Raw genomic sequence first — 26,375 nt, 5'->3', positions numbered from 1 at the left:
CTCGGCTGCACGTGATGCCGTCGATGTCCGCTCAGTTCACAGGGTTCCTCTGCACTTCCGCTTCACCGCCGCAGGCGTTCGTCGCCATCACCTCCAGCTGCCGGGCCCCGGGATACACTGCTCAGCCCCACCCCGAGCGGAGGTCGTCTCGGTGCTTCCCGCACGGGCACTTGCCGGTGTCCCGTTGGCTCTGGTGATTCTCGCCCTGTCCGGTTGCTCTTCCCCCTGGGGCTGCACCGACTCGACGGCGAAGCGCGGTGAGGCCGGTGTCAGAGTGCAGGTCGCGGACACGTATGGGCAGCGTAGCGGCGTCACCGCCGAGGTCGTCGACTGGCGCCTTGAGCCCCACCCGCAGGAGCCCTCCGAGGGTGACCGGGTCCACTTCCACTACCGCTTCGACGGCGCCGACAAATATTCCGGCCCTGCAGTGGACGCCTGCGCGGTTGATAAGAAGCGTGTGGCGTTGGGGTGTCAGACGGTCTATTCGTCCCAGGCGTTCGGGCCGGGCGGCGACCTCACGGGCGACGGGTGGCTCGCCGTCGCGCACCCCGAGCAGGTCGCCGGAGTGCTATTGATCCCCAACGACCAGTCCTACGACCGACGAACCTGCGATCAGGACATCAAGGACGGTGGCGGGATGCATCCTCCGAAACCAGCCGGCAAGGGGGATCAACTGTAGGAGGTCAAGGCGGTTGAGCTCGCGGCACAGGTCCGCGGGCACCCCGGTGTTCACGCTGTTCGGTGGTCTGGTTGTGCGCCCATCGCCTCGGCTCGACCGTGCTGCGGCCGCTCCGAGCTCTCAGGAAAGGCCATCGCATCGGCTGCTTGAGGATTCGGGCCAGTCCCGGCCGGACCGGAGCGGCAGCAGACGCGACCGCGATTCCTGGATGGCCTCCCTCCAGACGTTGGTCAGCCGGGGCCGGAAGCAGTCGGCGCCGCAGTTCGCCCCGCCTGCGCCCGGCGACGGCCGCGTCCACGAGCTCCGGCGTGAACACCTTGATCAAGATCCCTGTGTGCGACCGACACCCCGGCCCCCGCTCATCCACGAGCAGGTCAACGGACCAGCCAACTCAAGAGCAACTGCATCGGCATTAAGGTGTGGCGGTTGCGGTGCGGTAGAAATCCTCTGCGGTGACGGCAGCGGGGACGCCGAGTTCGGCGGCGACTGCGGTGATCGCGGCGGCGCCGACCGCAAGGTCGGCCTGGCCGTCGGTGGTGAAGTACGGCGCGATGAAGGTCTCGTAGTGGGCTCGGGCTTCGTCTTCGGTATGTCCGCCGAGGAATGTCCGCATGTGCCGCACAGTGGTGTCGGGGTCGTCGCAGATCACCTGCAGGGCGCGCCGATGTGCTCGGAGCACGGCCTGGACCGCGGGGTCGTCCGGGTGGATGTAAGTGGGGTCGACGGCCAGGCCCACGGTGGGGATCTGGAAATGGTCGCCGACCCAGGCCAGCACCTGCCAGCCGTGCTCGGCGGCAACCGCCTCCGGTGCCATGGTGCTGCCGACCAAGGCCGCGTCGATCTCGCCGTTGACCAGCTGCCGCAGATCCATGCCGTAATCGCCGGGCGTGCGGACCATGGTGTGGATGTCGCGGTCCGGGTCGAGGCCTGCCTTGCGCAGCACGATGCGGGTGAAGCACCCGGGCGCGGTGTGGGGAGCGTGTACGGCCAGCCGTCGTCCGGCCAGGTCGGCCAGGGAGGTCAGGCCGGGGCGGGCGATGAACCAGAACAGCGGGCGGTGCGTGTTGACGTTGAGTGCGACCCAGGGGGTGTCATCGGTCAGTCGGGACAGCAGTGCCCGGCCGAGCCCGATGGTGGCGCCGCGGCGCAGCCGCTCCTCGTCCCAGGTGCAGCCGTCGCGCAGTGCGACGTGGACGCCCTCGTCGGCGTAGTAGTCCTCCTGGTCGGCTATGTAGGCGGCCAGTTCTTCGTGCAGGCCTCGTCCGACGTAGGCGAGATCGATGGTGAGCATGTGATTCGCTTCCTTGGTCGTGCCACTGCCGCGCGTCCGTGGTCGGCGCGGACGCCGCGGTCCATGGTGCTGAGGAGGGTGTGCCGGTGTGCGCCCGATCGGAACGCTGTCGTCCCGGGCGTGGTGGTCAGCGACACGTCAGTACATGGACATTCCACCGTTGACCGCGGCCGTGGTGCCGGTCATGAAGGCGTTGTCCTCGGCTGCGTAGAAGGCGACCGCCTGGGCGACATCGTCCGGGTGCGCGAGGCGGCCGAGGGGGGTGGCGGCCACCTGCCGTTGCTTCTGCGCATCGTCGAACACGTCGTTCGCGATGCGGGACTCCACCGGACCGGGCGCGACGATGTTGACGGTGATGCCCTGCGGGCCGAGTTCCTGTGCGAGGTAGCGCGCGAACTGCTCCAGTGCGGCCTTGGCGGTGCCCAGTGCGATCATGCCCTCCCGAGGCCGGCGGCTGAGGCCGGTACCGAGATAGACGATGCGGCCCCAGCCTTGCGCCGTCATGGCCGGCAGGACCGCCTTTGTGACCGCGTACGCCGAATGCATTTCGGCATCGAGCTTGCCGCCCAGCTCCTCCCACGTCATGTCCTGAAACGACTTGACCGCATACGGGATCAGCGCATTGTGCACGAGCACGTCGATGTCGCTCCATGCTGCCCGGACCTGCTCGACCATGTTCGCGATCGCCGCCACCTCGCGCACATCGGCCTGTACGGCCATGGCCTGGCCGCCTGCGGCCTCGATATCGGCCACAACCTCCTCGGCCGACTTGCTGCTGCGGAGGTAGTTGACCACCACGCGCATCCCTCGCGCGGCCAGAAGGCGCGCGGTGGCCGCGCCGATTCCGCTGCTGGCGCCTGTCACCAGTGCCACCCTGCCGGTCGACCCGGTCATGAGCCCTCCTTTTCCTCGTTGCGGGCCGTCGGAATGACCGCCCCGCGTTGGTCGTCGTCGGTGCCGGGACGAGCTGTACGGATCGCCCCGTGGAGCACGGTGTCCACGGTCGCCCGGAGAAGATCCGCAGCGGTCCAGTCCAGCTCGTGGGGCAACTGCGAGGTGAGCAGCCGTTCCAAGGCGCCGCGGGTGATTTCACTGAGCAGTTCGGGCGGCGTCGACAGCAGTCCCTGCCGGTGTCCGTCCCTGAACAGTTCGTCGAGGCGTTGATAGACCACGGTGTCCGTGCGCTGTTCCACGTACCGGCGCAGCATCGCGTCTCCGCCCCGCCCGGCCGCGAGCTGAGCCGCGCCGATCCGCCCGAGCTCCGTGCCGGCCGCGATCAGGAAACGCTGGACCCGCACATGGAACGGCTGCCCTTCTGCGCTGTCGGCCGCCTCCACGAGCGTCCGCTCCACTGCCGCGAACTGCCGATCCAGCACCGCGGTCAGCAGGCTGCGCTTGTCGGGGAAGTGACGGTAGATCGTCTTCTTGCTCATACCGAGTTCACGGGCGAGTTCATCCATGCTCACTCGCGCGAGACCGGGTGCGAGGAACAGCCGACCGGCCGCCTCCACGATCACATCGGCTCGCTGCCCGTCGCGCTCGGAAACTGAATCAACTGAACTAGTTTCCATAGTTTCCATCGTGTGCTGCTGCCCCCGTCCTGTCAAGGCACCTTGCAGGCGCGGGGCCGTGTTGCTGAGTGGCTGGGGTGAGGCGACAGGAGATCGGAAGGTCATGGAGGCGTGTTTTCACCCTGTGCAGACGAGAGTTGAGGGCACGCGCCGGCCGGCGACGGTGAGGCCCGCTCCCGGAACAGCGCATGCCTCGACGATCACTCGTGCCGGCCGCGATCCGACGCCTTGCCCAGGGCCCCGGCCCGATGAGCAGCATCGCAATGTCGTCGGTCCCGGGAGCGGTGTCAGCGTTCGAGGACCAGGGCGAGGCCTTGGCCCACTCCGATGCAAAGGGTCGCGACACCGGTACCGGAGCCTTTGCGAGCCAGCTGGTGGGCGACGGCGCCGGCGAGGCGGGCTCCGGAGGCGCCGAGGGGGTGCCCGAGTGCGATGGCGCCGCCTCGTGGATTGAGGATCGCCGGGTCGAACTCGGGCCATTCGGCCACACACCCGAGGACCTGCGCGGCGAAGGCCTCGTTCAACTCGAGCACGTCGAGATCGGCGAAGGTCCGGCCGGCCTTGGCCAGGGCCCGGTTGACGGCTTCGACCGGGGCGAGACCGAAGTAGTGCGGGTCGATCGCGGACACTCCGGTGGCGGAGACGCGGGCCAGCGGCTCGCGGCCGATGGCTCTCAGACCCTCATCGTCGGCCAGGAGCAGGGCGGCGGCACCGTCGTTGAGCGGAGAGGAGTTGCCCGCGGTCACGGTGCCGCTCTCGGGGCGGAAAGCGGGCTTGAGCCTCGCCATCGCCTCCAGCGACGCATCCGGCCGAACACACTCGTCGACGGCGAACAGAAGCGGCTCGCCCTTGCGTTGTGGGATCGGTACGGGCGCGAGTTCAGGGTCGAACAGGCCCTCCGACTGCGCCTGCGCCGCCTTCCGGTGGGAGGCAAGGGCGAACTCGTCCTGCTGCGCCCGGCCGATCGCGTGCTTGTCAGCGATGAGTTCGGCGGACTCGCCCAACGGGATCGTCCACTGCGGCTCCATTTTGGGGTTGACCATGCGCCAGCCCAGCGTGGTGGAGTACAGCTCGGTGTGGGTGGCCGGGAATGGCCGGTCGTTCTTGGGCAGCACATACGGAGCACGGGTCATCGATTCCACACCACCGGCGATGGCGAGGGAGGCGTCACCGACCGTGATGGCGCGGGCCGCCTGGATGACGGCCTCCAGACCGGAGGCGCACAGCCGATTGACGGTCACGCCCGGCACGGACGTGGGCAGACCCGCCAGCAGCGCCGCCATGCGGCCGACGTTGCGGTTCTCCTCACCTGCGCCGTTGGCGTTTCCGAAGTACACGTCCCCGAGGCGCACGGGGTCCAACCGGGGGCTTCGGGTGATCAGTTCGCGGATGGTGTGTGCGGCGAGGTCGTCGGGCCGTACTGAGGCCAGAGCGCCGTTATGACGGCCGATCGGTGTGCGTACGGCGTCGACGATGTACACATGCTTCATTTCAGGCCCTCCGTGACAGTCAGCTCGGCGCCGGTCTTGGCGTTGATCTCGTCGATGCCGACGCCGGGTGCGGTTTCGGTGAGGAGGAGTCCGTCGGGGGTGATGTCGAGGACGGCGAGGTCGGTGATGATGCGGTTCACGCACCGTTTGCCGGTCAGGGGCAGGGAGCACTGGTCGAGGATCTTCGGTGTGCCGTCCTTGGCGGTGTGGGTCATGACGACGATGACGGTGCGGGCTCCGTGGACGAGGTCCATCGCTCCGCCGATTCCGGTGACGAGTTTTCCGGGTATGGCCCAGTTGGCCAGGTCTCCGTGGGCGGAGACCTGCATGGCGCCCAGGACGGCGACGTCGATGTGGCCGCCGCGGATCATGCCGAAGGACAGGGCCGAGTCGAAGTAGGAGGCGCCGGGCAGGACGGTGACGGTCTCCTTCCCGGCGTTGATGAGGTCGGGGTCGATCTGGTCCTCGGTGGGGTAGGGGCCGGTGCCCAGGATGCCGTTCTCCGATTCCAGGACCACCTCCACTCCTGGGGGGAGGTGGTTGGGGATCAGGGTGGGCAGTCCGATGCCGAGGTTGACGTACTGGCCGTCCTGGAGTTCCTGTGCGGCCCGGGCGGCCATCTCCTCGCGTGTCCAGGCCATCAGCCGTTCACCGTCCCCGGTGTCGAGGGCGCGGAGACCGTGCGCCGCTCCACCTTCTTGTCCGCTGCCTGATCGGGGGTGAGGGCCACCACGCGCTGGACGAAGATGCCCGGCAGATGGACCGCGTCCGGATCGATCGCGCCCGGTTCGACGAGTTCTTCGACCTCGGCGATGGTGACTTTGCCGGCCATGGCGGCCGGGGGGTTGAAGTTGCGGGCGGATTTGTTGAAGACGAGGTTTCCGTGGCGGTCGCCGCGTGCTGCCCGTACCAGTGCGTAGTCCGTGCGGATTCCGTGTTCGAGGACGTACTCGACGCCGTCGAAGGCGCGTACTTCCTTGGGGGGTGAGGCCAGGGCGATGCCGCCGTGGCCGTCGTAGCGCCAGGGCAGTCCGCCGTCCGCGACCTGTGTGCCCACGCCTGCGGGGGTGTAGAAGGCGGGGATGCCCGCTCCGCCGGCCCGCATGCGTTCGGCGAGGGTGCCCTGCGGGATCAGTTCCACCTCCAGTTCCCCGGCGAGGTACTGGCGTGCGAACTCCTTGTTCGCGCCGATGTAGGAACCGGTGACCCGTGCGATCCGTCCGGCGGCCAGCAGTACCGCGAGGCCGGAGTCCATGGCGCCGCAGTTGTTGGAGACGACCGACAGGCCGCCGATCCCGCGCTCGAACAGTGCCTGGATCAGCACGTTCGGAACACCGCTCAACCCGAACCCGCCGACCGCCAGCGACGCACCGTCCGGCACATCGCCCACCGCCTCCAAGGCCGTGGCGACCACTTTATCCATCTCTTTTACTCTGCCTCTCGCCAATGCGAACCCATCGGACGCTGCTCCCGTACGGCAATGTCAGGAATTCATGTGGTTCTGTGATGTTCTTGCGAGTGTTGCAGGTGTTGCTGGAGCGACTCTGCAGCGGAATTGTCGGTCTGATGCCCATCTGACCTGGGCCACACCTGGTTCCACGGTCCAGCCCCTTGGCAACCGGGGCCATCCCGCAGATGAGTGATATCGCATGCGAGACCTGGGTCGAACCGCCGGCGTTCGTCGCGTGAACACGGTATTCCGGTGCTGATCGTCGCTATCACTCACGGATTCCGTTGACGTGCATCATCCGAGTGCCGACGCTTTCAGCCATAAACAGCGGAACGGCAGGACCGGGGAAATTCTCATGAAGACATTCGTGCATCGGGGACAGATCACCAAGGTGGTCTTCGGCAGCGGTACACGCAGCCGCGTGGCCGACGAGGCCGACGCTCTCGGATGCCGTCGGGTCCTCATCCTGAGCACACCCGGTCAAGTGGATCAGGCAGCGGAGATCCGCGAGCTCCTTGGCGCGGCTGCCGTGGGAACGTTCGCCGGAGCGGCTCCGCACACCCCTGTCGAGGCCACGGAGAAGGCGCTCGCACATGCCGGATCCCTCGGAGCGGACTCCGTCCTCGCCATCGGCGGCGGATCGACCATCGGTCTCGGCAAGGCGATCGCCGTGCGGACCGGCCTTCCGCAGATGGCGCTGCCCACCACCTATGCCGGCTCGGAGATGACACCGATCCTCGGAGAGACCGAAGGCCGCAGGAAGACAACCCGACGACTGGCGGAAGTGCTGGTCAAGACGGTGGTGTACGACGTCGACCTGACACTCACGTTTCCGCCCGCGATATCGGTGGTCAGTGGCCTCAACGCAATGGCGCACGCCGTGGAGGCCCTCTATGCACAGGATCGGGACCCGGTCGCCTTCCTGATGGCCGGTGAAGCGCTCGACGCCCTCACCCGGTCCCTTCCGGTCATCGCGCAACGTCCGGACGACGGCGAGGCGCGCTCGGATGCCTTGTACGGGGCGTGGTTGGCCGGCACCTGTCTCGGCACTGTGGGCATGGCACTGCATCACAAGGTGTGCCATGTGCTGGGCGGCACATTCGGGCTTCCGCACGCGGAAACCCACGCCGTCGTCCTTCCCCACGTGGTCGCCTACAACAGTCCGGCGGCCCCGCAGGCCATGTCACGCCTCGCGCAGGCGCTGCCGGGGAAGGACGCGACGAACGGTCTCTTCGACTTCGCCGGAAGGCTCGGCGCGCCCAGGGCGCTGCGGGACCTCGGCATGCCCGAATCGGGGATCGAGCAGGCGGCCGAACTCGTCGTGCGGGACGGCTACTGGAATCCGCGTCCAGTGGATCGCACCGCTGTCCACGCCTTCCTGGCCCGGGCCTGGGCCGGAGAGACGCCGTAGACGTCGTCCGGTGCCCAACACGCTCATACCGACTCCGCCATCGAACACTCAATCACCACAGGAGCGCGCCATGCGTGATCTGACCAGTGACACCATCACCGAGGCCGTGATCTCGACCATGGGGGACACCAAGGACGCCCGCGTCGCAGAGATCCTGGAATCCCTGGTGCGGCACCTGCATTCCTTCGTCCGTGAAGTCGGACTGACAGAGGATGAGTGGGCCCAGGGGGTGGACTTCCTGACACGCACCGGGCAGAAGTGCACGCCCACGCGCCAGGAGTTCATCCTGCTGTCCGACGTGCTGGGCGTCACCATGCTGGTGGACGCCCTGAGCAATCGACGCCCGGCCGAATCCACGCAGAACAGTGTCCTTGGCCCCTTCTTCAGGGAGGACAGGCCACAGTACGACGAGGCCGCGGACATCTCCGGGGGGCTTCCTGGCACTGCGCTGTTCTTCGAGGGACGCGTCGTGGACCGTGAGGGGGCGCCGGTGACCGCCGCCGCGGTGGACGTCTGGCACAGTGACGCGGACGGCCACTACGACGTCGATGTACCCGGTCAAGTCGGCCCGGCCATGCGCGCGCTGTTCCGGACCGATGAGATAGGACACTTCAGTTTTCGTTCCATCCGCCCGAACAGCTACCCGATCCCCGGTGACGGCCCGGTCGGCGAACTCATGAGTGCGACCAGCAGGTCGCTCATGCGTCCCGCCCACGTGCATCTGATGATCGACGCCCCGGGATTCGAGCGTGTGACGAGCATGCTGTTCCCCTCCGACGACCCGTACCTGGACAACGACCCGGTGTTCGGGGTCAAGGAGTCGCTGATCGAGTCCTATGACAGGTACGCGGCTGACGCCGGCCCCTGCCGCGGGCTCACCGACGAGCCGTACACCCTGCTGCGTCACACCTTCGTCCTCGAACCGCTGCGCATGGGGTGAGTGCGCCTGCAGGCGCGCTGCCGTCGGCTGCGTCCGAGTGTCATGAGGAAATCTGCAACGCGCCGTCCATGGACTTGAGATGCTTGGCCGACCGGCCGCAGCGATGAGCCGTCAGCCGGTGTGAACGCCCGGCCCACGACGCGATGGCTCGGGCATCGGTGACCGGCGTTGCATTTTTCGCCCCAGGCACCAGGGCCAGGTGCGGCACCGGTGTCATCGAGGTCCCGCTCCGGGGCCACCCGAAACTCCGCCTTGTACTCGGCGCGGCGCGATACGTGCGCCACGCGCGCGACGACCTCGCGGACATCATGAGCCCCGCCTTCTCGCCCTGCCCGCCGACCTATCCAGCGGGACGGTGAGTGCACCCGTTCACCCAGTCTTCCGCGCAACAGGCCACGGCATTCCCGACTTTCAAGGAGGTCCTCCGATGACCGAAACCTTTGACATGGCAGTCGACTTCCGAGCCACGATGAGCCGGCTCGCCACGGGCGTCAGCGTGATCACCACGCGCTCCGGGAGCACACCCATCGGCATGACGGCGAGCGCCGTGTCCGCACTGTCCCTGGACCCTCTCCAGTTGCTCGTGTGTATCGGCAATCACCTGTACACGCGGACCGCGATCGCGGAGCACGGCCGCTTCGCCGTGAACGTACTCGGGGAGGACAGCGAGCACCTGGCGCGGAACTTCGCCGCCTCCAAGCCCGACAAGTTCGCAGGAGTCGAGACCGTCGACGACCATGGCGTGCCGGTGTTGAAGGACGCCATCGCGGCTGTCGTGTGCGATGTCGCAGAGGCGATCCCCGGGGGTGATCACACCATCTTCGTGGGTGAGGTCCGCTATTGCGTGCACAAGGTGGAGTGCCGGCCGTTGCTCCACTTCGCGGGTGGCTTCAGCATGTTGCAGGCTCCGCAGTAGTCCTCGTGGCAGCGGTCCGAACAAGGCCGCTGCGGGAACCGTGACCGGCCCGCCACCGCCCCCGATGTCAGGCTCATGAAGGACGAGCCATGGACGTCGGGGGCGCCGACCGTCTCGACGACTCCTCGGAGAGTGCCATGACGAGCTTCGTTCCGACATTCAAGTTGCATCCTCCGGCGCAGCCTCCGCACCTGCTGTCACGCCCGCGTCTGCTGCGTCGGCTTGACGCGGTGAGGGAGCCGGTGGTGGTGGTCTCCGGCCCGGCCGGTGCCGGGAAAACGGTACTCCTGACCGAGTGGTCGCGCGGTCTTGCGGCTCGCGGTGAATGTGCCTGGCTCAGCCTGGACGCGTACGACAACGCCCCTGGCCGGCTTTGGAACGGCATCCTGCGAGCAGTGCACCACGCTCGTCCCGAACTGCCTACCGGTCTTGACGGTGACGGGTGGGCGGCCGAGGCATGGCTGGAGGAGATCCTGCCGAGCCTGGTGACCGGGCCGGACCGGGAAGGACCGCTCACGCTCGTCCTCGACGGACTGGAAGCCATCACGGACGCCGACGCGGTAGGTGGCCTGGCTGACTTCCTGACCAGGGTCCCCGACGGCTTCCGCATCGTTCTGTCGACCCGGCACATCCCGGGACGGCCTCTGCCGACCCTGCGTGCCCGGGGGCTGGTCGCGGAGATCGACCGGCACGAGCTGGCCTTCACTTCGGAGGAAGCACAGGCAGTGCTCACCCATCTGCTCGGATCCTCTCCGGCCGTGGACACGTCCAACGCGTTGTACGAAGCCACCGAGGGATGGGCGGCGGGGGTGTGCATCATGGGACGCAGCCTCGCGCGATCGGCGAACGAAGGAGAGGCGGAAGGGAAGCTGGCCCACGGCAGACAAGCGGTCTCCGAGTATCTGGCCACCGAGGTCCTCTATCGGCTGACCACGGAGCAGCGTCGATTCCTGCTGCGCACGAGCGTGCTGGACGAGCTCACTTCCGGGCCGTGCCAGGCCCTCGCCGGGGACCATGCGGGCGTGCTGCTGCGCGAGCTGGCGCGGACAGTGCAGCTGCTCGAGCCCGTTGCCGCCGATCCCTCGGCGTACCGGCATCACCCGGCACTGTCTTCGCTGCTGTCCGAGATCCTGACATCCGAAGGGTCGGACAGCGTTGCGGATCTGCACCGGGCAGCGGCCAAGTGGTACACCCAGCAGGGGGAGACGACTGCGGCGGTGCGGCACTGGACGCGCGGTGGCGACGCGAGCGCCGCGGCCGCATCCATTCTCGACGCCTGGGAGAAGGTGATCGCCACGGGCGGCGGGGCAGAGGTCTCGCATTGGCTGGACCTACTGTCACCCCGCACCGTCGCCGTCGACGCGAGACTGTGCGTCGTGGCGGCGATGGCGGCTCTCTGCGAAGGTGCCCCGGAAACGGCCTGGCGCTGGCTGGATGTGGCCCGCCTCAGGCAGTCGGGACGGGAGACGGTCGGCGATGGCAGCACGGTGTCCGCTGCGGCGGTCGTCGCTCAAGCCGTGGCCTGCTGCCTGAAGGGGGAGGTCCGGGCCGCCGATCGCCTCGGCGAATCCGCCGTCGCCGGCACCGTGCCGTTGACTTCCTGGCGTGCCCTGGCCTGTACGGCCCGCGGTACCGCTCTGTTGTGGACCTGCCGGTACGAGGAGGCGGAGGCACTGCTCGGTGAGGCGACCCGTGATGCGCACGCCGCCGGGCATGGCCTGGCGCTCGTCCGCGCGCTGGGCCTGCGGGCGGTGTGCGCACTCCTTTCCGGACGGCACGAACTGGCCGGCATCCTGAGCGACGAGGCCCTCGAAGCGGTTTCCTCGCTCGGCCTCGGCCGGCACTTCGTCTCCGTATCTGCTTATGTCGGCCGGGTCGTCCTGCTTCTCGACGAGGGACGGATCGACGAGGCCGACAGCATTCTGACCGGTGCGGAGGCGACACTCGCGGAGTCGCCCCGGACACGAAGCGAACCCCACATACGCGCCTTGTGCCACTTCACGCGGTCGCGACTCGAGCGCACACGGCACAACACCGACGCGGCGAGAGCGGCCCGGGAAGCCGGCGAGCGAGCGGCGGCCCAATGCGGCTCACCCCGCGTACTGACGGACCTGTTCGCCCGAGCCGGTGGGCACACAGTGGTGCCACCTGCGGCCCCGCGCCCCCAGGACCTGTCGCTGCGGGAGCGCCGAGTGCTCCGTGCCCTGTGCGGGCCGCTGACACTGCGTGAGATCGCCTCCGAGCTGTATGTGTCCCACAACACCGTCAAGACGCAGGTGCGCGCGATCTTCCGCAAACTCGACGCGCACGACAGAAGTGAAGCGGTCGCCAGAGCCCGAGAATGCGGTGTGCTCTGATTCGGGAAACGTGTTGTACCCCGCCCCTGGGCCAAGTCTCCGTGGCGACGACCTCGTTGCCCGTATGTGCCGGTTCGCTCAGTGGCGACGAAGACGATGGGGGAGAGGGCCGGATCACGGATACCGGTGTGCCATCCTCCACCAGGCCGCAACACCGCCCAGCGGTGTTCCTCATCGGGACGGCGACGCCGAGCAATACGCAGCGGCTCGTCATGCCATGAGGTGCACAACGAGCCGGTTCCGCTGTTCGCCGACTGCCTGGCAGGCTTCGACTTCCTGGCGGAGGCCCTCGAAGCGGGCCCGCTGATCGACGTGCACGACCAAGGCGCCATGCACGTCGATCATCTTCGGGGCGGGCCGGGGGTGGGTGATGCCCGACCGTGTGTCCAGGTCGCGGGCGAACCGGCCGGGCAGGCCGGACCGTTCAGCGGCCCGCGTCCCGCGCATTGCTGAGCGTCCCGCTCCTCGGTCTCGCAGGCAAACCGTCGACTCGCCGTGTGTCGTCACCGCGGCAGGTCCTCCGCCCAGGACACCTCAACGACGGGTGGACGAGACGGTTCCTAGGCGCCGTGGCGTGAGGCGTCCTGACGTCGGGCGTAGTTCGCCTGCGCCTCGTACACGGTCTCCTCGTCGTTGCGCACGTTCTCGATGCCGCACACCTTGCGCGCGAGATCTGCCATGGCCCCCGACGGGGACATCTCCGCGCGCTTCATGGTGAGGCTGCGAATGGCCAGCAACGGCGTGCCGTTGAAGTTCTCGAAGGTGCTGATGCGGTCGCCCCAGTCGGACAGGAACATGTCGCGGATCACTCGGCTGATCTTCAGCCTGTCGTGGGGCCTACCGACCGGCCCGGTCTGCAGAGCCTCCAGCCACGGCCGCAGTTCGGGACGCTCCCACTGACCCTCGGTGGGGTAGATGAGCGCGGCACGACCGGACAGGTCGATCAGCTCGTGGACCATGTCGCTGATGTGCTCGATGTAGTACGCCCGCCCGAAGTCGAACATCAGGACGTTCGGCTTGAAGATGCCGCCAGGAGTGAAGAACCCCTGATCCTCCGAACCGACCACATGCGCCTTGAGTGTCAGGTGGAAGCCGGCGAACCGGGCGATCCGCGCCTGCACCGGCGGCAGCTGGTAGGTGCCGATGTGCTCGGTGATCAGCAGGGCCAGGCCGAGCGTCAACTCGGCCTTGACCATCGCACGCACCAGCGAGTGGTAGTGCAGCCAGTCGAAGACCCGCTGCGGGTACAGCGACGCGTGCTGGGGGTTGCCGATGTGGAAGACCCGGTCCCAGGGGATGAGTACGTCCTCGAACACGATGATGCTGTCCAGCTCGTCGCCCCGTGAGGCGAGGGGGTGCTCGACCTCCCCGCCTTCTCGCGCGTTGCTCTCTCGGCAGATGATGGTGACCCCGGGCGTGTTCGTCCTCACCGCCCCGTAGATGATCTGTTCCGAAACGATGCCTGGGCGGTAGAAGACACCGATGTGGATCCAGTCCCCGAAGGCCACGCCGGTGCTGATCGCCTTCACACCCCGCACGGTGATGCCCTCGTCCGAGGTGGCGACCACGCGCAGGGCGGGCGACTCGGCCTGCGCGGAATCGCGGGAGCGGTCCGCCTGCGGGTCGACGAAGGCCGGCGTCGCGTTGAAGTCACCGTCCCGCATCAGGTTCCAGAAGTCGAAGATCCCCTTGGTGAGATCGCGCCCGTCGGTCCCGACGGACTGGCTGCTCCAGGGCTCAGGGTCGTCGACGTAGGTCAGCAGAACGTAGTTGTTGACATCCGGAGTGCGCGGGATCGCTCCGCCGCCGAGCTCCCGCTGCACCGTCTCCAGGTAGTGCCGCTTGCGCCGCAGGTCCTCCTTGGAGCGGTGCTGGAACCACGTCATGGATCGCCGGACGCCGTCCTCGTCCACGAACGTCATGGTGTCCTGGAGGTCAGGGCGGTGGTGAAGGTCGTAGAAGGACGCAATGCTGTGGGCGTACGCCCGCGTCTTGGGGTGCGTCGCCACGTTGTCGACGAGTTCGTCGCCCACCCACACCTTGCGGCCGTCGTTCAGCGCCGCCAGGTATTCCTTGCCTGTACGCACGTCGTGCTCCTCTCCGGGGGCAAGAGATCTGGACGGCACGGAGCATGCGCCGGTGTGGGGTGACAGGGCGCCGCGGAACCGGCGATCACCCGGGTGAAAGAGACGATCGCCGCGGCACCGATGTTGAGGGCATATGCGGAGGTGGGCCATGCTGGGCTTCATGCACAGCACAGACCCCGCCGACGACCGGGCCGACAGGCGTGGCAACCAGGTCGAGTCCGGGTTGCGCCTGCGAGGTCGGGATCGCGAGGTCCTGGCTGTCCGTGACGCCCTGGATGCGGTGCGCGGCGGACGAGGTGCCTGCGTCGTCGTGGAGGGCGCGGCCGGTGTGGGCAAGAGCCGGTTGCTCGCGGAGCTGGACGAAATGGCCCGGCGGTCCGGCTTCGATGTGGTGTTGGTGCGGGCCGATGAGCTCGATCAGTATGCGGCGGGCGCCGCACTTCAGTCCGCCCTGCAGTCCTCCGACGGTTCCCACCATGCGACTGCGGCCACGGACGACCAGCGACTCCGGTTGCTCGACAGCATCACTGACGCTCTTGAGGTACGCGCTCAGCGCGCCCCGGTGGCCGTGATCGTGGACGACGCGCAGTGGGCGGACCCGGCCACACTTTTCGCGCTCCGGACCCTGCCCGGACGCCTGGCCGCCTCGCAGATCCTGTGGGTGCTGGCGGTACGGCCGGACACCGAGCGACCGATCGTGGCCAGGGTGCGGGAGGACCTCGAACGCCTGGGAGCCCGATGGCTGACCCTCGGCCCCCTGCCGCAGCAGGAGCTGCAGCACATCGCGGCCGATGTGCTCGGTGCGATGCCGTCACCGGGTCTGTCCCGGCTCCTGCGGGGCGTTGCGGGCAATCCCTTCCTGGCGATCGAACTGGTGCGCGCTTTCGCCGACACCGATGCGGCCAGGACGGACATGGGCGAGGCGAGTCTCCTGCACGACGGCATACCCGTCAGTTTCCGGCGGAGCGTCGCCATGCGGGTGAACCAGCTTCCGGAAGACGCCGTGCGCCTGCTCCAGATCGGGTCCGTACTCGGCCGCGAATTCGACCTCGGAACAGCCGCTCGCATGCTCGGCAGGCAGGTCGGCAGCCTTCTGTCGGGTGTCGAGGCCGCCTTGAACGCCGGTCTGCTCTCGGCCGACGGACCGCGACTGGCCTTCCGGCACGATCTCATCCGGCAGGCCGTCCACGAGAACCTCCCGCCGGCCGTACGGACCGCTCTGCACCGGGAGGCGGCCGACAGCCTGCGAGGCTTCGGGGCGCGATCGGCCGAGGTGGCCTGGCATGTCGTCATGTCGGGTGGCCCGGTCGACGACGATGCCGTGACCACGTTGACCACGGCTGTACGCGAACTGTCGTCGTCGGCCCCCGACGCGGCCGCGGACCTGGCTCAGCGCGTCGCGGGACTGCTGCCCCCGCACGACCGGCGTCGCATCAGCCTGCTGACCGACGCCGCCGAGTACCTCGGCCGGACTCGCCGGGTTCACGAGGCGCTCGACCTGGTCGACGTCACTCTGCCGGAAGGCCTTGAGCCGCTTCAGGAGGCGTACCTGCGTCTGGTGGCGGCCGAGATCCACCAGGCCGCGGGCGACGACGCAGCCGCGATGACGCACCTTCAGCAGGCTCTGGATCTTCCCGCGCTGCCGGCCGAACTGCGCGCTCGGCTGCTCAAGACCAAGGCGACCGGCCACGTGTACCTCGGGGACATCATCGCCGCCGAGCGGACCGGACCCGGGCTGCTCGAGACCTCCTACCGCAGCGACGATCCGGCCGTCATCGTCAGCGCCCTGGTGTTCCAGTCGCAGACGTCCTTCTACCGCGGACGTCTGGCCCACGCGCTGGAGTTGGCCGAGGAGGCCACCCGACGCGCCGGCACCCAGCCCGCCGCGCTCTATCTGCGGCCCCCGCGAATTCCGGCGCTGTGGCTGGCCACCGTGCTGACCGCCACTGACCGCCTCGCCGACACCGAGCGAATCCTGCGGGAGGGACAGCGTGAAGCGGAGGCGCTGGGTCTCGGCTGGTCGCTGCCCCACTGGCATGCCGCGCGTGCCTGCGCACTGCTCGAACAAGGGGCGTTGGACGACGCGGCCGTGGAGGCCGAGGCCAGTCTGATGGTGGCAGACGAACTCGAGATCACTCTGCCGATTCCACAGGCCCGCTCGGTGCTGGCTTTGGTGGAGATCAGACGCGGTGACCTCGGCAAGGCCAGGGACCACCTCCGCGTGGCCGCATCCGGGTCCGGCAACACCCAGCGGTACGGGCCTTTGGTGTCTCTAGCGCGCGCCGGCCTGGCGGACGCGGAGGACGAAGCCGGCGTAGGTGCGGCTGCGCTCAGGGAACACTTCGCAAGCCGTGAACCGACGCGGCTTCTTGCGCTGCCTCCGTCCCAGTGGCCTGGAATCGTGCGTATCGCTCTACGAGGCGACGAACCGTCGGTCGCGCAGGGTGTGGCGGCGGCACTGCGCAGTCTGACGGCACAGGACGACAGCCAGCAGATCATGGGGACGGTCGGTGCCCATGTGGACGGCCTGCTCCACCGCGACACCCGTGCCCTTACGTCCGCCATCAGCGGCTACCGGAGCACCGGCAGGCCGTTGGCCCTGGCGGCGGCCTGTGAAGACCTCGGTGAGTTGTTGGCGGTGTCGGACGACACGACGTCGGCGATCCCGTATCTGGAAGAAGCGGGCCAATGGGCGGCGGCTGCCGGAGCCGAACGGGATCAGGAACGGATCAGGCGGCGCCTCCGCCAACTCGGCGTGCGCAGTGCGCCGGTGCGGAGCCATACGGCCGGTCACCAGGAGTGGGAGAACCTCACCGAATCCGAGCAGAAACTGATCCCGCTCGTTGTGGACGGTCTCACCAACCGTGCCATCGCCGACCGGCTCTATGTGTCCGTCCACACCGTCAACACCCATATGAAACACATCTTCACCAAGCTCGGAATCAACTCGCGGGTCGAACTGACCCGGCTGGCGATCGAGCGCGGAGTCGGTGCGGCAGACGGCTTCGTGTGACGTTCGTGGAGTCGGCATCGGTATGACTGTGCGCCGATGCGTGGGCAAGTGGGGCACGTGACTGGGCCCGGGCCCGACCCGGCGTTTGTCCAACCAGTTCGGCCAGGATGAAGGCGCGGCTCGCGACGTGTGGTGGAGTTCAACCGGGCCTGCCCTGCACGCGATCACGGAACAGGGTGCCAAGGATCCCTTGAATGGGTGATGCCCGGCCCTGGGGTCAGCCGTGATGGTGGACGCACCGGCGTGGCCCTCGCATGGCACCGTCATTCATCAGGAAGCGACCGCCTCATGAACACGATGCGCACAGTACGCGCCCACAGGCGCGAAGACCCCGGAGAGTCGGCTTTCGAGACCGCACCGCGTCATGTCCCGGGGTTCCGGGACGACGCCGCACGCGCGGTCCGCCTCGTCGTCGAGCCGGACCGCGACGAACTCGGCGCCATCAGCGAGTCGACGGCAAGCGGACAGCTGAGCCGGCCGATCGAGCGGGTCGTTCCGCTCGGCCGGACTCCTGCCGCCTACGAGGCGCTCAACGATGAGCACCAGCGTGGCGAGGTCGTCGTCCATGTCGCGGGCGGATAGTCAACCGCAGCTCAGGGTGGTCGGACCCGAACCGCCCACAAGTCCGAGGCGTGACTACCGCGGCCAACTCCGCACAGCCGTGGCCGCGAGTGCGGCTCCGCACGGGTACACGCTGGCACTGTGGACCGCCACCGCGGTGGCATCGTCCCATCAAGGTGGCCCAGGCGCGGCCGACGTTCTGGCCCTTCTCGTCGGCGCGACGCTCGCCTTCGTCGCATTGGCGGCTCTTGCATACGGCGGTACCTCCATCAAACCGGACCGTGCCGTCGCGGCGGGCACCCGGATATGGGCCGCCTTCCATCTACCCATGGCGGCGTGCACCGGGCTGGTCAGTGTGCTGCTGACGCGGTGTTGTTCAGGGCCTCTGCTGTGGGGGCTGGTGGGGACGACCACGACCGCCGTGTACCTGCTGGGTGCCAGCGCTCAGTACTTCTGCTTTGCACTTCGCCGAATCACCAAGAAGCCATAGAAGTTCACCACTGAGAGGTTCACCATGTCCCTTGTGCTCGACCCCACTGCTCAGGACCTTCTGTTCCGTGAGGCACGGACCGCCAACACCTTCGCCGAGGAGCCAGTGACGGAGGACCAGGTCCAAGCCATCTACGACCTGGTCAAATACGGCCCCACCTCGATGAACCAGCAGCCGCTGCGTATTGTGCTGGTCCGATCCGTCGAAGCACGTGAGCGCCTGACCGAGCACCTCTCCGAGGGCAACCGCAAGAAGACCGCGGACGCCCCCCCTCGTCGCGATCCTCGCCGCGGACAACGAGTTCCACGAGCAACTGCCCAGCCAGTTCCCGCACTTCCCGCAGGCCAAGGAGCTCTTCGCCGAACGTGAGACGCGCGAGCAGTCCGCGAGGCTCAACGCGCTCATTCAGGTGGGGTACTTCATCATCGGCGTCCGTGCCGCCGGCCTGGCGGCGGGACCGATGACCGGCTTCGACGCCGAGGGAGTCAACAAGGAGTTCTTCAGCGATGGGAAGCACTCGGCTCTTGTCGTCGTCAACATCGGCAAACCGGGCGAGAACGCATGGTTCCCGCGCTCCCCGCGTCTGACCTACAACCAAGTCGTCACCACGGTCTGACGAAGACAACGGTGAGCCGGGCGGCGCATCTGCCCCGCTGCCCGTGCGCAAGTGCGCGACGGTTGGCTTGAGCGGTCCCGCCGCCCCTGTGGCCGCACCAAGACGAAGTAGAGGAAGCTCATGTCCGTGAAGCATTGCGGGGCGTACAGGGTCGAAGGTCGCATCTACCTGGTGGACACGGAAGACTACGCCCTCGTGCTCGACGACCAGGGTGAGGTGATCGGCGAGGGATGCGATTTTTCCAGCTACGTACGTGAATACCTGGGGAGTGGCGATCTGGATTAGGCAGTCGTCTCGACAGCCGGTTGGTCTGGCGAAGGGTCCGTAGGGCCGGCGAAGCGCGACGTCGTGGGTACCCGAAGCCTGGAAAGGCGGTCTCCGACCAGCCGTGGATCATACGCTGCACTTGGAGAATTCGAGTCCCCGACGGCGTCGTCGACGACATGTCTCGACCCGGACGGCAGGTGACGTCTCCGCTGTTCCATCGCCGAGAACGGCACAAGACGACCCGCAACGCATCAACGGAACCGCGGCCATACTTCCGGGCCGCCTCCATACCACTCGATCAGTGGTGAGTCCGCCACATCGACCTCGTCCAGGGATTCCGCGCCGGCGCGCTGCAGGAAGACGCTCAGGTCTCGGAGGCTGTACGCGACACCCAGGACCTCGTCATCGACCCGGACACGCCGGCCTCCCCCTTCAGCGGGCGCGTCAACGATTACGCGAGGTTCGCTCATGACATCAGCCTCCCTCGACGACGGCATCACAGCACATCGGAGCCGCTGCGATCATCATCGGATCGAGAGCGGGCGACGGCGATGTGCACGCTGCCGCAGCAGCGGTGGCGCAGCGCCCGCCGCAACCCGTCCACCTCCGATCGGCGGCCTGGACATGCAGCACCCACCCCGTCGACGTACGGTCGGGACTGTGGAGAGTGGCACCGGAGAGCGGGCGGCGCGGGGCTCGGATGCGTGGGCTCGGGTGTTCGCGGCCATTTACGACCCGTTCCTCTGGTTGGGGGAGAGGGTGACCCTGGGTGCTCTTCGGCAGGACTTGATCGGCCGTGCCGAAGGACGGACGGTGGAACTCGGCAGCGGCACCGGCCTGAACCTGCGCTACTACCCCGGCGATCTCGACGAGCTGATCCTCACTGAACCCGAAGCGGCGATGCGTGCTCGATTGGGACAGCGGTTGCGTCGCATCCCACGTCGGGTGCGGGTGCTCGACGCGTCGGCGGAGCGCCTGCCGTTCGCGGACGACACTGTGGACACGGTCGTCTCGACGCTCGTGCTGTGCACCGTGGAGTCACCCGATCTGGCCTTGCGAGAGATCGGGCGCGTATTGCGGCCCGGTGGCCGACTGCTGTTCCTTGAACATGTGCGTTCTCGGTCGCCGCGGCTCGCCTCTTGGCAGGACCGTCTCAGCGGCCCGTGGCGGCGCTTCGCGGAAGGCTGCCACTGCAACCGGACGACCGACCGGCTCATCCTGGAGTGCGGGCTCGAGCTTGAATCCATGGCGGGGGCGTCGTGGCGCGGAATGCCGCCCATCGTCCGGCCGCTGATCACCGGCGTGGCCACGAAGAGCGAAGGATTCCGGGCCACTGGACGTTCTGTGCCGTGAGCGGGAGCAACCTTTGCATCGCGCGATGCCACTTCGGCGGTGTCGCCGTTTCCGGCTCAATGACGACGCGGTTGCTGAAAGCGGGTGATGGCCGCCGGTGACCGGTGGTTGCTGTGCTGCAAGGGGCACAGCAACCACCTCGACCCACAAGTGGCTCTCAACAGGCGTCTGTTGTCCCGCGACCAGCCTGCCGGCAGCCGACCGGCTGGACGTCCGGAGCGAGCGCTGACGGAGGGTTCGTTGTCAGGGAGCGATACCGACGCCGTCGATCCGGCTCCAGGACTTCTCCTGCGCGGCGGTCATGGCAGGCCAGTTCAGGCCGCCCGGCCGGGGGGTGACGCGTGAAGCGTATGGGCCGGGGTGGAAGCCCGCGTCATAGAAGCATCCGGTGCCATACGTGCGATCGAAGGCCGGGCAGGATGACGCGATCGCCTGGGGGTTGGGCTTCCTGCCCGTACGCACCCACTTGTCCAGCGTTGCGATCGAGTTGGCGTATTCGGAGTCGCTCAGTGCGCTGTGCTCGCTCTCCTTGGTGAACGTCTGCACCAGGTATCGTCCCCGGTGTGCGCCGTCGAGGGAGGCGCGGTAGGCAGACTCGTGCTGTACGAATGCCGTCGGGTCGTCGATCGCGTGCATCGTCAGGACGGGGATCGACACCTTTCCGGTGAGGTCGCTGTCGTAGGACAAGTCCCTTGCAGCGGTCGGATCGGCGGTGAACCGCTCCACGCCGGCGTTGAGGGCCTTGTCGTCGTGCGACCCGGAGTACCGGACGCCCACGTTGCTGAACGGGTTGCGACCGCCGAGACGGTTGGTCACGATGTCGCGGAACGTGAAGGTCGCGAACCGCAGATGCGACTCGAGAGTGCGCTCGGGGATGCCGGTCACGGCCAGGATGTCATCGAGGTTGCGCTGCTGCAGTGCAGTCCGCTCTGCCGGGGGAGACTCGTAACCTGTGCATTCCTGAAGCCGGGCGCGCAGTCCGGTGGTCGTCATCGTCGAGTCGGCGCGCAGGCCCTTCCACAGCGGGTACTGAGGTTCGGTGGGGCGTGGGTGGTTCTGGCAGTAGTACTGGTAGACCACACGGAGGTCGACGCGGTAGTCGTAGCCACGGGAACCGCCCGCCAGCACACCACTGGTCAACAACGCACCGTCGTACGCGCCGTGCTTGGCGCCGTATGTCTCGACCACCTTGGCCGCGACATCCCCACCCCAGGACTGACCGTGCACGTAAGTGCGCTTCGGCCTTCCGAACTCGTCTACGAACAGGCGTCGTACGCTCTCGGTGTCCTCGACGGCCATCCGCGTACCGTAGCCGCCGCGCCGGTACGACGAACCGGCCCAGGCATAACCCTCCTTGACCATCACCGCCCAGCGGTCCAGGTCGCCGACGCTGCGTTCGGGGTCCGAGCTGTCGCCGAGGTCGGGGCCGCCGTGGGCGTGGACGACGAGCGAGCCGTTCCACGTCTTGGGAACGGCCATCGCGTAGAACGCGCCGTCGGCGTCCTGGCCGGTGTAGCACGTGGCCGCCCCCGCCAGGCTTGCCGGGCAGTCGGTGGACACGGGACGACCAGGGTCGGCGTAAGCGGACGGCGCACCGGGCAGAGCGCAGGCCACCGCCCCGGCGAGGCAGACGGCGAGTCCCGCCCGTCGTCCTGTGCCGGACTGCGATCGACGGACAATACGTGCGAGCGTTCTCAGGCTTGCCAAGGCGCGGCTCCTTGTCCTCACAGGGCGCGGCGTTGCGCCGCGGGGTGGATGCTAGGCGCGGGCGGGGGCGGGCAGCCACGCCTCCGATCGTTGCGGTCATAGTGTTCGCAACGACGCTGCGTCACCACGCCACGGGCACACCGGGCGGGCCCCCGAGGTCCCGGGCGGGCTCGGTCGTCGCATGGACGGCCTCAAGAAGAGGCCCGTCACCACAGGCGGGCCTTGGTCGACGCGTACCGGACGGCGCCAGGGCCGCGCTGTCACCGCGGCCGGCACGGATTCACCGGCCTGATGAGCGGGCTGGGAGGCTGTGCCTCCCAGCAGGGAGTCTGCCGGTCGTGGCGTCGACGCGGGTAATGGGCGCACGATGGGCGTCGCGAAGCCCGATCAACGGCGGAGCGCTGTCATGCCTGCCGTGTCCCCCTCGTGTATGACTCGGAGGCATTCGATGATTCAGCACCGTTCCGGAACGGACGCGGTCACCGTGACGGTGTTCGTCTTCCCCGGAGTGCGGCTGCTCGATGTGACAGGTCCCATCGAGGTGTTCTCTTCGGCGAACGAGTTCGGTGGGCGCTATCGGGTACAGATCGCGTCCGAGGACGGGGCGGAGGTGACGACGGCCGCAGGGACCCGCGTCAGCGCCGACCTGGCCGTCGACGATGTGCGTGAGCCGTCCGACGTTGTGGTGATCCCGGGCGGTCCGTCATGGGAGACGCTGATCAAGGACGACGCGCTTCTGGATGTCGTCCGCAGACTCCATGAGAAGGCCCGCTGTACGGCATCGGTGTGCACCGGTGCCTTTCTGCTCGCTGCGGCCGGACTGCTGGATCGACGTCGCGCCGCGACACACTGGCGGCACTCGGAGCAACTTGCCCTGCGTTTCCCGTCCGTGCAGGTCGAACAGGACGCGATCTTCGTACGGGACGGGAGGATGATGACCTCGGCAGGCGTCAGTGCGGGCATCGACCTGTCCTTGGCGCTGGTCGAGGAGCACTGCGGCGCAGAGGTTGCCCGAGCGGTGGCCAAGGACATGGTGGTCTTCATGCAACGGCCGGGGGGTCAGTCCCAGTTCAGCATCCGCTCCCAGGTGCCGCACTCCCGTCACGAGATGCTTCGGCGGGTGCTCGATGAGGTCGCCACGAACCCTGGCGCCAACCACACGCTGACGGCCATGGCACGAAGGGCGGGCGTCAGCGTCCGCCATGTGACCCGGCTCTTCTTCGAAGAGGTGGGGACCACTCCGGCCCGGTACGTGGAGCAGGTCCGGCTGGAGGCTGCTCGGGTACTGCTGGAGGCGGGGGACGATTCCATGCCGGTGGTAGCGCGGCACACGGGGTTCGGGTCGCCCGAGTCGATGCGGAGAGCGTTTGTACGGCACTTGGGCGTGACGCCCGGTGCGTACCGCAACAGTTTCCGTACCACCGGCGTGGGTGCTGGGGAGCCGGAGTCCCAGGTGATCCTGCGGTAGTCGCTTCGCCACCGGAGACGGTTGCCTCGCGGATTCCGCGGGCCTCTCGGTCGGGGATCGGGCCCTGACGGTCGGCCGTGCCTGCCGTGGCTGAGAGCGGACGGCGGCGTTGTCGACGCGTTCTGTCGGCGTCGGCCGTCGGCCGCCCGAGAAACAGCCCTCTGTTGTACGACAGCCCCCGGCGAGCGCTTTGCGTCGAGCCCTCTCCAGGAGGGCCGGATGTGCGCCATCGCTGTCCTTTGCTGCGGCCAGGCACAGGCGCCGTCCGCGTGTTGAACGCCTCAGGAAATGTCCGTGGACGAGGCCGATTCCGTGCCGTGCCCTCCAGGCGATGCCCGAGGACACGGCGTCGGCCCGACCGAACAGAAGGCGATCAGCGATGACTTCGACCAGTCCCACGCCCGAAGGCGATCCGCGCAGATGGCGCGCGCTCGGGATCATCTGCCTGGTGCAGGTGATGTTGCTACTTGATGTGACCGTGGTGAATGTGGCCCTTCCCCCCATCCAGCGGGATCTCGGCCTGACGACAACCGGCCTGGCGTGGGTCGTCAACGGTTACACCGTCACCTACGGCGGCCTGCTGATGCTGGGCGGGCGTCTGGGTGACCTGCTCGGCCGCAGACGCCTCTTTCTCGTCGGCCTGGTGATTTTCGCACTGTCGTCGGCGAGCGCGGGGGTGGCTCAGCAAGCCGGTGTACTGGTCGCCAGCCGCTTCGTGCAGGGCGTCGGGTCGGCACTAGTGAGCCCCGCGGCGCTGGCCCTGGTGACGCTGCTGTTCACCCAGCGGCAGGAAAGGGCACGGGCCATGGCCATCTGGAGCGGCCTTGCCGGAGTCGGCGTGGCACTGGGTGTCGTGCTGTCGGGGGTTCTGACCTCCCTCACCTCCTGGCGCTGGATCTTCTTCATCAACCTCCCCATCGCCGCCTTCGCGTTCCTCGCCACGCTCAGACTCGTCTCCGAAAGCAGGGCGACCAAGCGAGGCCGGCCTGACGTCCTCGGCGCCGTCCTGGTGACCCTCGGGCTGCTCTTGATCGTGTTCGGCCTCCTGGAGAAGGACAACCATGCTTGGCTCTCGTTCCTTGTCCTGGGCTGTGTGGGGATCGGTGTCGTCTGCCTGATCGCGTTCGTGTTCGTCGAAGCCCGAGTGGCTCAGCCCCTGGTCCCCCTTGCCTTCCTCCGCTCAAGGAACCGGAGCATCGCCAACGCCGTGCGCATCTGTTACTACGTCGGCTTCGCGGCACTCTTCTTCTCGCTGAGTCTGTATGTGCAGCACATACTGCATTTCTCCGCGCTGGCGACCGGATTCTCCTTTGTGCCGTTCGGGTTGGTCATTCTCTTCAGCGCCACCGTGCTGGCGCCGAGGCTCCTTGCGCGCTTCGGACTTCGGGCCCTGAACGGAGGAGGCCTCGCGATCTCCACGATCGGCTACGTTCTCCTCGCCGGGCTGAGCACACACGGCACCTATGCGGCGGACGTGCTGCCGGGACTGATCCTTGTGCCGCTGGGAGGCGGCCTGGTCCTGGTCGGATCCACCGTCGCCGGAGTGGACGGCGCCACGGGTGAGGACGCGGGCATCGCCACCAGCATGAACAATGCGTCCATGCAGATCGGAAGCGCGATCGGTCTCGCAGCCCTGGTCTCCCTGGGCGCCGGCCACGCCGCCGTGCTGCGGCACTCGGGCACCGATCCGATGACCGCTACCACACACGGATACGCCTTCAGCTTCAGCATCGCCGCGGGTGTCACGGCCTTCGGCGCGTTGCTGGGATTCGTCGGGATCCGCTCCCCGCGACAGGACGTGAACGCGTGATAGGGGTCCAATTGGGCACTGGGCGTGGGGGATTGTCGGCACCTGGTCCAGTTGATCCCTGGCAACCACCCGGCGGGTAGGGTCCGAGGGGCGGACCCGGCGCCAGGCCAGTAGTGCCGGCCTGGCGCCCCTATGCCTTTGGCCCAGGGAAACGCGGGTGCGTCGGGCCGGCGGTCCAGGCAGTCTGGCGGGGTGACCGACCTGCTGTGGGACGACGTGAAGTGGTTCTTCGACCCGGACTTGATGGGGGCGCTGCCGGACGTACGTGTTCCGAATGCCTCGATGGAGGACTGGCAAACGGTTCTCGATCTTGTTGCGGAGAAGGGCTGGAAGTGCCAGTACTCCGAGAGAGACGGTGCTTCCAGTGCCTCGGGCGGAGACCGTGCTGTCCCGTCCGGCGGATGCCGAGTGCCCGGAGCTGCGGGTCTGGCCGACCGCCGATGTGTTGGCGATCTTCCGGTTCCACACCGACGACGACCTCGACTTCGACGTTGATCTGCGGGAGTTGCAGGGCCAGGACCGACTTGATGTGCTCTGCGACTTCCTTCGGGAGATCGGGCGGCGGTTGGGTAAACCGGTACTGATGGACCCGGAAGCCGACTACGGCCATCCAGTGCTCGGCTTCGACGTCGAGGCTGATCGAGTCGTACTCCTCGCAGACCCTCAGGTCAGGGCCTGCGACCGACGGCTCCCCGATTCACTCGGAGGCGAGACCTGATCTCGCAGCACGCTCTGAGTAGCGCCATCTGCGCGGCAGGCTTCTTCTCTCTCCCAGGGCGACGTCACGTGGTCCGAGGAGACGGCCACGGATCTTCTGCTCATGGCAGTACACCCAGAGCTGTCGGACGCATCTTTCTCCCGAAACGAGGGCTCCCGAGCCGGGGCAGACTTCCACTGG

At 67.8% G+C, this 26,375-nt stretch carries 20 protein-coding genes and 2 pseudogenes; 13 read left to right on the top strand and 9 right to left on the bottom strand.

Annotated elements, in window-relative coordinates; translation table 11 throughout:
• The first annotated feature begins 151 nt into the window (after window positions 1-151).
• The gene (locus RCR19_RS00980; RefSeq protein ID WP_331263261.1) at window positions 152-679 is read left to right on the top strand and encodes a hypothetical protein; all 528 of its coding nucleotides are present in this window, start codon (window positions 152-154) and stop codon (window positions 677-679) included.
• A gap of 412 nt (window positions 680-1,091) precedes the next feature.
• Here RCR19_RS00980 and RCR19_RS00975 read toward each other — a convergent pair whose 3' ends face one another.
• From RCR19_RS00975 to RCR19_RS00950, 6 genes are all read right to left on the bottom strand, one after another.
• Window positions 1,092-1,970, bottom strand: a complete 879-nt coding sequence (locus RCR19_RS00975) for an ABC transporter substrate-binding protein (protein ID WP_331263260.1) — start codon at window positions 1,968-1,970, stop codon at window positions 1,092-1,094.
• A gap of 138 nt (window positions 1,971-2,108) precedes the next feature.
• The gene (locus tag RCR19_RS00970) at window positions 2,109-2,864 is read right to left on the bottom strand and encodes an SDR family oxidoreductase (protein WP_331263259.1); all 756 of its coding nucleotides are present in this window, start codon (window positions 2,862-2,864) and stop codon (window positions 2,109-2,111) included.
• Window positions 2,861-3,550 (bottom strand): TetR/AcrR family transcriptional regulator, encoded by a 690-nt coding sequence (locus RCR19_RS00965; protein ID WP_331263258.1) that lies wholly within the window; start codon window positions 3,548-3,550, stop codon window positions 2,861-2,863. The genes RCR19_RS00970 and RCR19_RS00965 overlap by 4 nt, the downstream gene beginning before the upstream one ends.
• 278 nt (window positions 3,551-3,828) lie before the next feature.
• On the bottom strand, window positions 3,829-5,031 hold the full coding sequence (locus RCR19_RS00960) for an acetyl-CoA C-acyltransferase (protein ID WP_331263257.1): 1,203 nt from the start codon (window positions 5,029-5,031) through the stop codon (window positions 3,829-3,831).
• Window positions 5,028-5,672, bottom strand: coding sequence for a CoA transferase subunit B (locus RCR19_RS00955; protein ID WP_331263256.1), 645 nt, complete (start codon window positions 5,670-5,672; stop codon window positions 5,028-5,030). The genes RCR19_RS00960 and RCR19_RS00955 overlap by 4 nt, the downstream gene beginning before the upstream one ends.
• Window positions 5,672-6,454, bottom strand: a complete 783-nt coding sequence (locus RCR19_RS00950; RefSeq protein WP_331263255.1) for a CoA transferase subunit A — start codon at window positions 6,452-6,454, stop codon at window positions 5,672-5,674. The genes RCR19_RS00955 and RCR19_RS00950 overlap by 1 nt, the downstream gene beginning before the upstream one ends.
• 382 nt (window positions 6,455-6,836) lie before the next feature.
• Between RCR19_RS00950 and RCR19_RS00945 the strand changes: the two genes are divergently transcribed.
• From RCR19_RS00945 to RCR19_RS00930, 4 genes are all read left to right on the top strand, one after another.
• Window positions 6,837-7,892, top strand: a complete 1,056-nt coding sequence (locus tag RCR19_RS00945) for a maleylacetate reductase (protein ID WP_331263254.1) — start codon at window positions 6,837-6,839, stop codon at window positions 7,890-7,892.
• Between the two features lie 70 nt (window positions 7,893-7,962).
• Window positions 7,963-8,832, top strand: a complete 870-nt coding sequence (locus RCR19_RS00940) for a dioxygenase (RefSeq protein ID WP_331263253.1) — start codon at window positions 7,963-7,965, stop codon at window positions 8,830-8,832.
• A gap of 427 nt (window positions 8,833-9,259) precedes the next feature.
• Window positions 9,260-9,748: a flavin reductase family protein gene (locus RCR19_RS00935; protein ID WP_059131181.1), complete on the top strand. Its 489-nt coding sequence runs from the start codon at window positions 9,260-9,262 to the stop codon at window positions 9,746-9,748.
• An 89-nt stretch (window positions 9,749-9,837) separates the two neighbouring features.
• Complete coding sequence (locus RCR19_RS00930) at window positions 9,838-12,105, top strand: LuxR C-terminal-related transcriptional regulator (protein ID WP_331263252.1); 2,268 nt, start codon at window positions 9,838-9,840, stop codon at window positions 12,103-12,105.
• Between the two features lie 210 nt (window positions 12,106-12,315).
• Here RCR19_RS00930 and RCR19_RS00925 read toward each other — a convergent pair whose 3' ends face one another.
• Both RCR19_RS00925 and RCR19_RS00920 read right to left on the bottom strand, forming a co-directional pair.
• The gene (locus RCR19_RS00925) at window positions 12,316-12,552 is read right to left on the bottom strand and encodes a hypothetical protein (protein ID WP_331263251.1); all 237 of its coding nucleotides are present in this window, start codon (window positions 12,550-12,552) and stop codon (window positions 12,316-12,318) included.
• Window positions 12,553-12,665: 113 nt separating this feature from the next.
• Complete coding sequence (locus RCR19_RS00920; protein WP_331263250.1) at window positions 12,666-14,192, bottom strand: 4-hydroxyphenylacetate 3-hydroxylase N-terminal domain-containing protein; 1,527 nt, start codon at window positions 14,190-14,192, stop codon at window positions 12,666-12,668.
• A 160-nt stretch (window positions 14,193-14,352) separates the two neighbouring features.
• Here RCR19_RS00920 and RCR19_RS00915 point away from each other — a divergent pair, with 160 nt between their 5' ends.
• The 5 genes and pseudogenes from RCR19_RS00915 (at window position 14,353) to RCR19_RS00895 (ending at window position 20,492) form a co-directional block, all read left to right on the top strand.
• Window positions 14,353-17,205, top strand: a complete 2,853-nt coding sequence (locus RCR19_RS00915; protein ID WP_331263249.1) for an AAA family ATPase — start codon at window positions 14,353-14,355, stop codon at window positions 17,203-17,205.
• A gap of 288 nt (window positions 17,206-17,493) precedes the next feature.
• Complete coding sequence (locus tag RCR19_RS00910) at window positions 17,494-17,787, top strand: zinc-binding dehydrogenase (protein ID WP_331263248.1); 294 nt, start codon at window positions 17,494-17,496, stop codon at window positions 17,785-17,787.
• Between the two features lie 493 nt (window positions 17,788-18,280).
• Window positions 18,281-18,872, top strand: a pseudogene (locus RCR19_RS00905) (malonic semialdehyde reductase).
• A gap of 120 nt (window positions 18,873-18,992) precedes the next feature.
• Window positions 18,993-19,157, top strand: coding sequence for a hypothetical protein (locus RCR19_RS00900; protein WP_331263247.1), 165 nt, complete (start codon window positions 18,993-18,995; stop codon window positions 19,155-19,157).
• A gap of 642 nt (window positions 19,158-19,799) precedes the next feature.
• A complete protein-coding gene (locus RCR19_RS00895; RefSeq protein WP_331263246.1) occupies window positions 19,800-20,492 on the top strand; it encodes a class I SAM-dependent methyltransferase in 693 nt (230 codons plus the stop codon).
• Window positions 20,493-20,735: 243 nt separating this feature from the next.
• Here the strand turns inward: RCR19_RS00895 and RCR19_RS00890 are convergent, their stop codons facing one another.
• The gene (locus RCR19_RS00890; RefSeq protein WP_331269306.1) at window positions 20,736-22,106 is read right to left on the bottom strand and encodes a DUF6351 family protein; all 1,371 of its coding nucleotides are present in this window, start codon (window positions 22,104-22,106) and stop codon (window positions 20,736-20,738) included.
• 541 nt (window positions 22,107-22,647) lie between these two features.
• Between RCR19_RS00890 and RCR19_RS00885 the strand changes: the two genes are divergently transcribed.
• The 3 genes and pseudogenes from RCR19_RS00885 (at window position 22,648) to RCR19_RS00875 (ending at window position 26,195) form a co-directional block, all read left to right on the top strand.
• Window positions 22,648-23,667, top strand: coding sequence for a GlxA family transcriptional regulator (locus RCR19_RS00885; RefSeq protein ID WP_331263245.1), 1,020 nt, complete (start codon window positions 22,648-22,650; stop codon window positions 23,665-23,667).
• 379 nt (window positions 23,668-24,046) lie between these two features.
• Window positions 24,047-25,477: an MFS transporter gene (locus RCR19_RS00880; protein ID WP_331263244.1), complete on the top strand. Its 1,431-nt coding sequence runs from the start codon at window positions 24,047-24,049 to the stop codon at window positions 25,475-25,477.
• Window positions 25,478-25,669: 192 nt separating this feature from the next.
• Window positions 25,670-26,195 (top strand): annotated as a pseudogene (locus RCR19_RS00875) (hypothetical protein).
• Window positions 26,196-26,375 lie beyond the last annotated feature (180 nt).

The sequence above is a fragment of the Streptomyces sp. WAC07094 genome, from assembly GCF_036320405.1.
Classification (GTDB): Bacteria; Actinomycetota; Actinomycetes; order Streptomycetales; family Streptomycetaceae; genus Streptomyces; species Streptomyces lannensis.
The sequence above is the reverse complement of the archived record's forward strand: the minus strand, read 5'-3'. Positions and strand labels throughout refer to the sequence as shown.

What these genes read in the sequence shown, in the direction of transcription:
- RCR19_RS00960 (WP_331263257.1), bottom strand. Translation starts at nt 5,031, where the DNA reads ATGAAGCATGTGTACATCGTCGACGCCGTACGCACACCGATCGGCCGT.
- RCR19_RS00915 (WP_331263249.1), top strand. Translation starts at nt 14,353, where the DNA reads ATGCACAGCACAGACCCCGCCGACGACCGGGCCGACAGGCGTGGCAAC.
- RCR19_RS00885 (WP_331263245.1), top strand. Translation starts at nt 22,648, where the DNA reads ATGATTCAGCACCGTTCCGGAACGGACGCGGTCACCGTGACGGTGTTC.
- RCR19_RS00975 (WP_331263260.1), bottom strand. Translation starts at nt 1,970, where the DNA reads ATGCTCACCATCGATCTCGCCTACGTCGGACGAGGCCTGCACGAAGAA.
- RCR19_RS00935 (WP_059131181.1), top strand. Translation starts at nt 9,260, where the DNA reads ATGACCGAAACCTTTGACATGGCAGTCGACTTCCGAGCCACGATGAGC.
- RCR19_RS00910 (WP_331263248.1), top strand. Translation starts at nt 17,494, where the DNA reads ATGAACACGATGCGCACAGTACGCGCCCACAGGCGCGAAGACCCCGGA.
- RCR19_RS00925 (WP_331263251.1), bottom strand. Translation starts at nt 12,552, where the DNA reads ATGCGCGGGACGCGGGCCGCTGAACGGTCCGGCCTGCCCGGCCGGTTC.
- RCR19_RS00930 (WP_331263252.1), top strand. Translation starts at nt 9,838, where the DNA reads ATGGACGTCGGGGGCGCCGACCGTCTCGACGACTCCTCGGAGAGTGCC.
- RCR19_RS00940 (WP_331263253.1), top strand. Translation starts at nt 7,963, where the DNA reads ATGCGTGATCTGACCAGTGACACCATCACCGAGGCCGTGATCTCGACC.
- RCR19_RS00970 (WP_331263259.1), bottom strand. Translation starts at nt 2,864, where the DNA reads ATGACCGGGTCGACCGGCAGGGTGGCACTGGTGACAGGCGCCAGCAGC.
- RCR19_RS00900 (WP_331263247.1), top strand. Translation starts at nt 18,993, where the DNA reads ATGTCCGTGAAGCATTGCGGGGCGTACAGGGTCGAAGGTCGCATCTAC.
- RCR19_RS00950 (WP_331263255.1), bottom strand. Translation starts at nt 6,454, where the DNA reads ATGGATAAAGTGGTCGCCACGGCCTTGGAGGCGGTGGGCGATGTGCCG.
- RCR19_RS00945 (WP_331263254.1), top strand. Translation starts at nt 6,837, where the DNA reads ATGAAGACATTCGTGCATCGGGGACAGATCACCAAGGTGGTCTTCGGC.
- RCR19_RS00965 (WP_331263258.1), bottom strand. Translation starts at nt 3,550, where the DNA reads ATGGAAACTATGGAAACTAGTTCAGTTGATTCAGTTTCCGAGCGCGAC.
- RCR19_RS00955 (WP_331263256.1), bottom strand. Translation starts at nt 5,672, where the DNA reads ATGGCCTGGACACGCGAGGAGATGGCCGCCCGGGCCGCACAGGAACTC.
- RCR19_RS00880 (WP_331263244.1), top strand. Translation starts at nt 24,047, where the DNA reads ATGACTTCGACCAGTCCCACGCCCGAAGGCGATCCGCGCAGATGGCGC.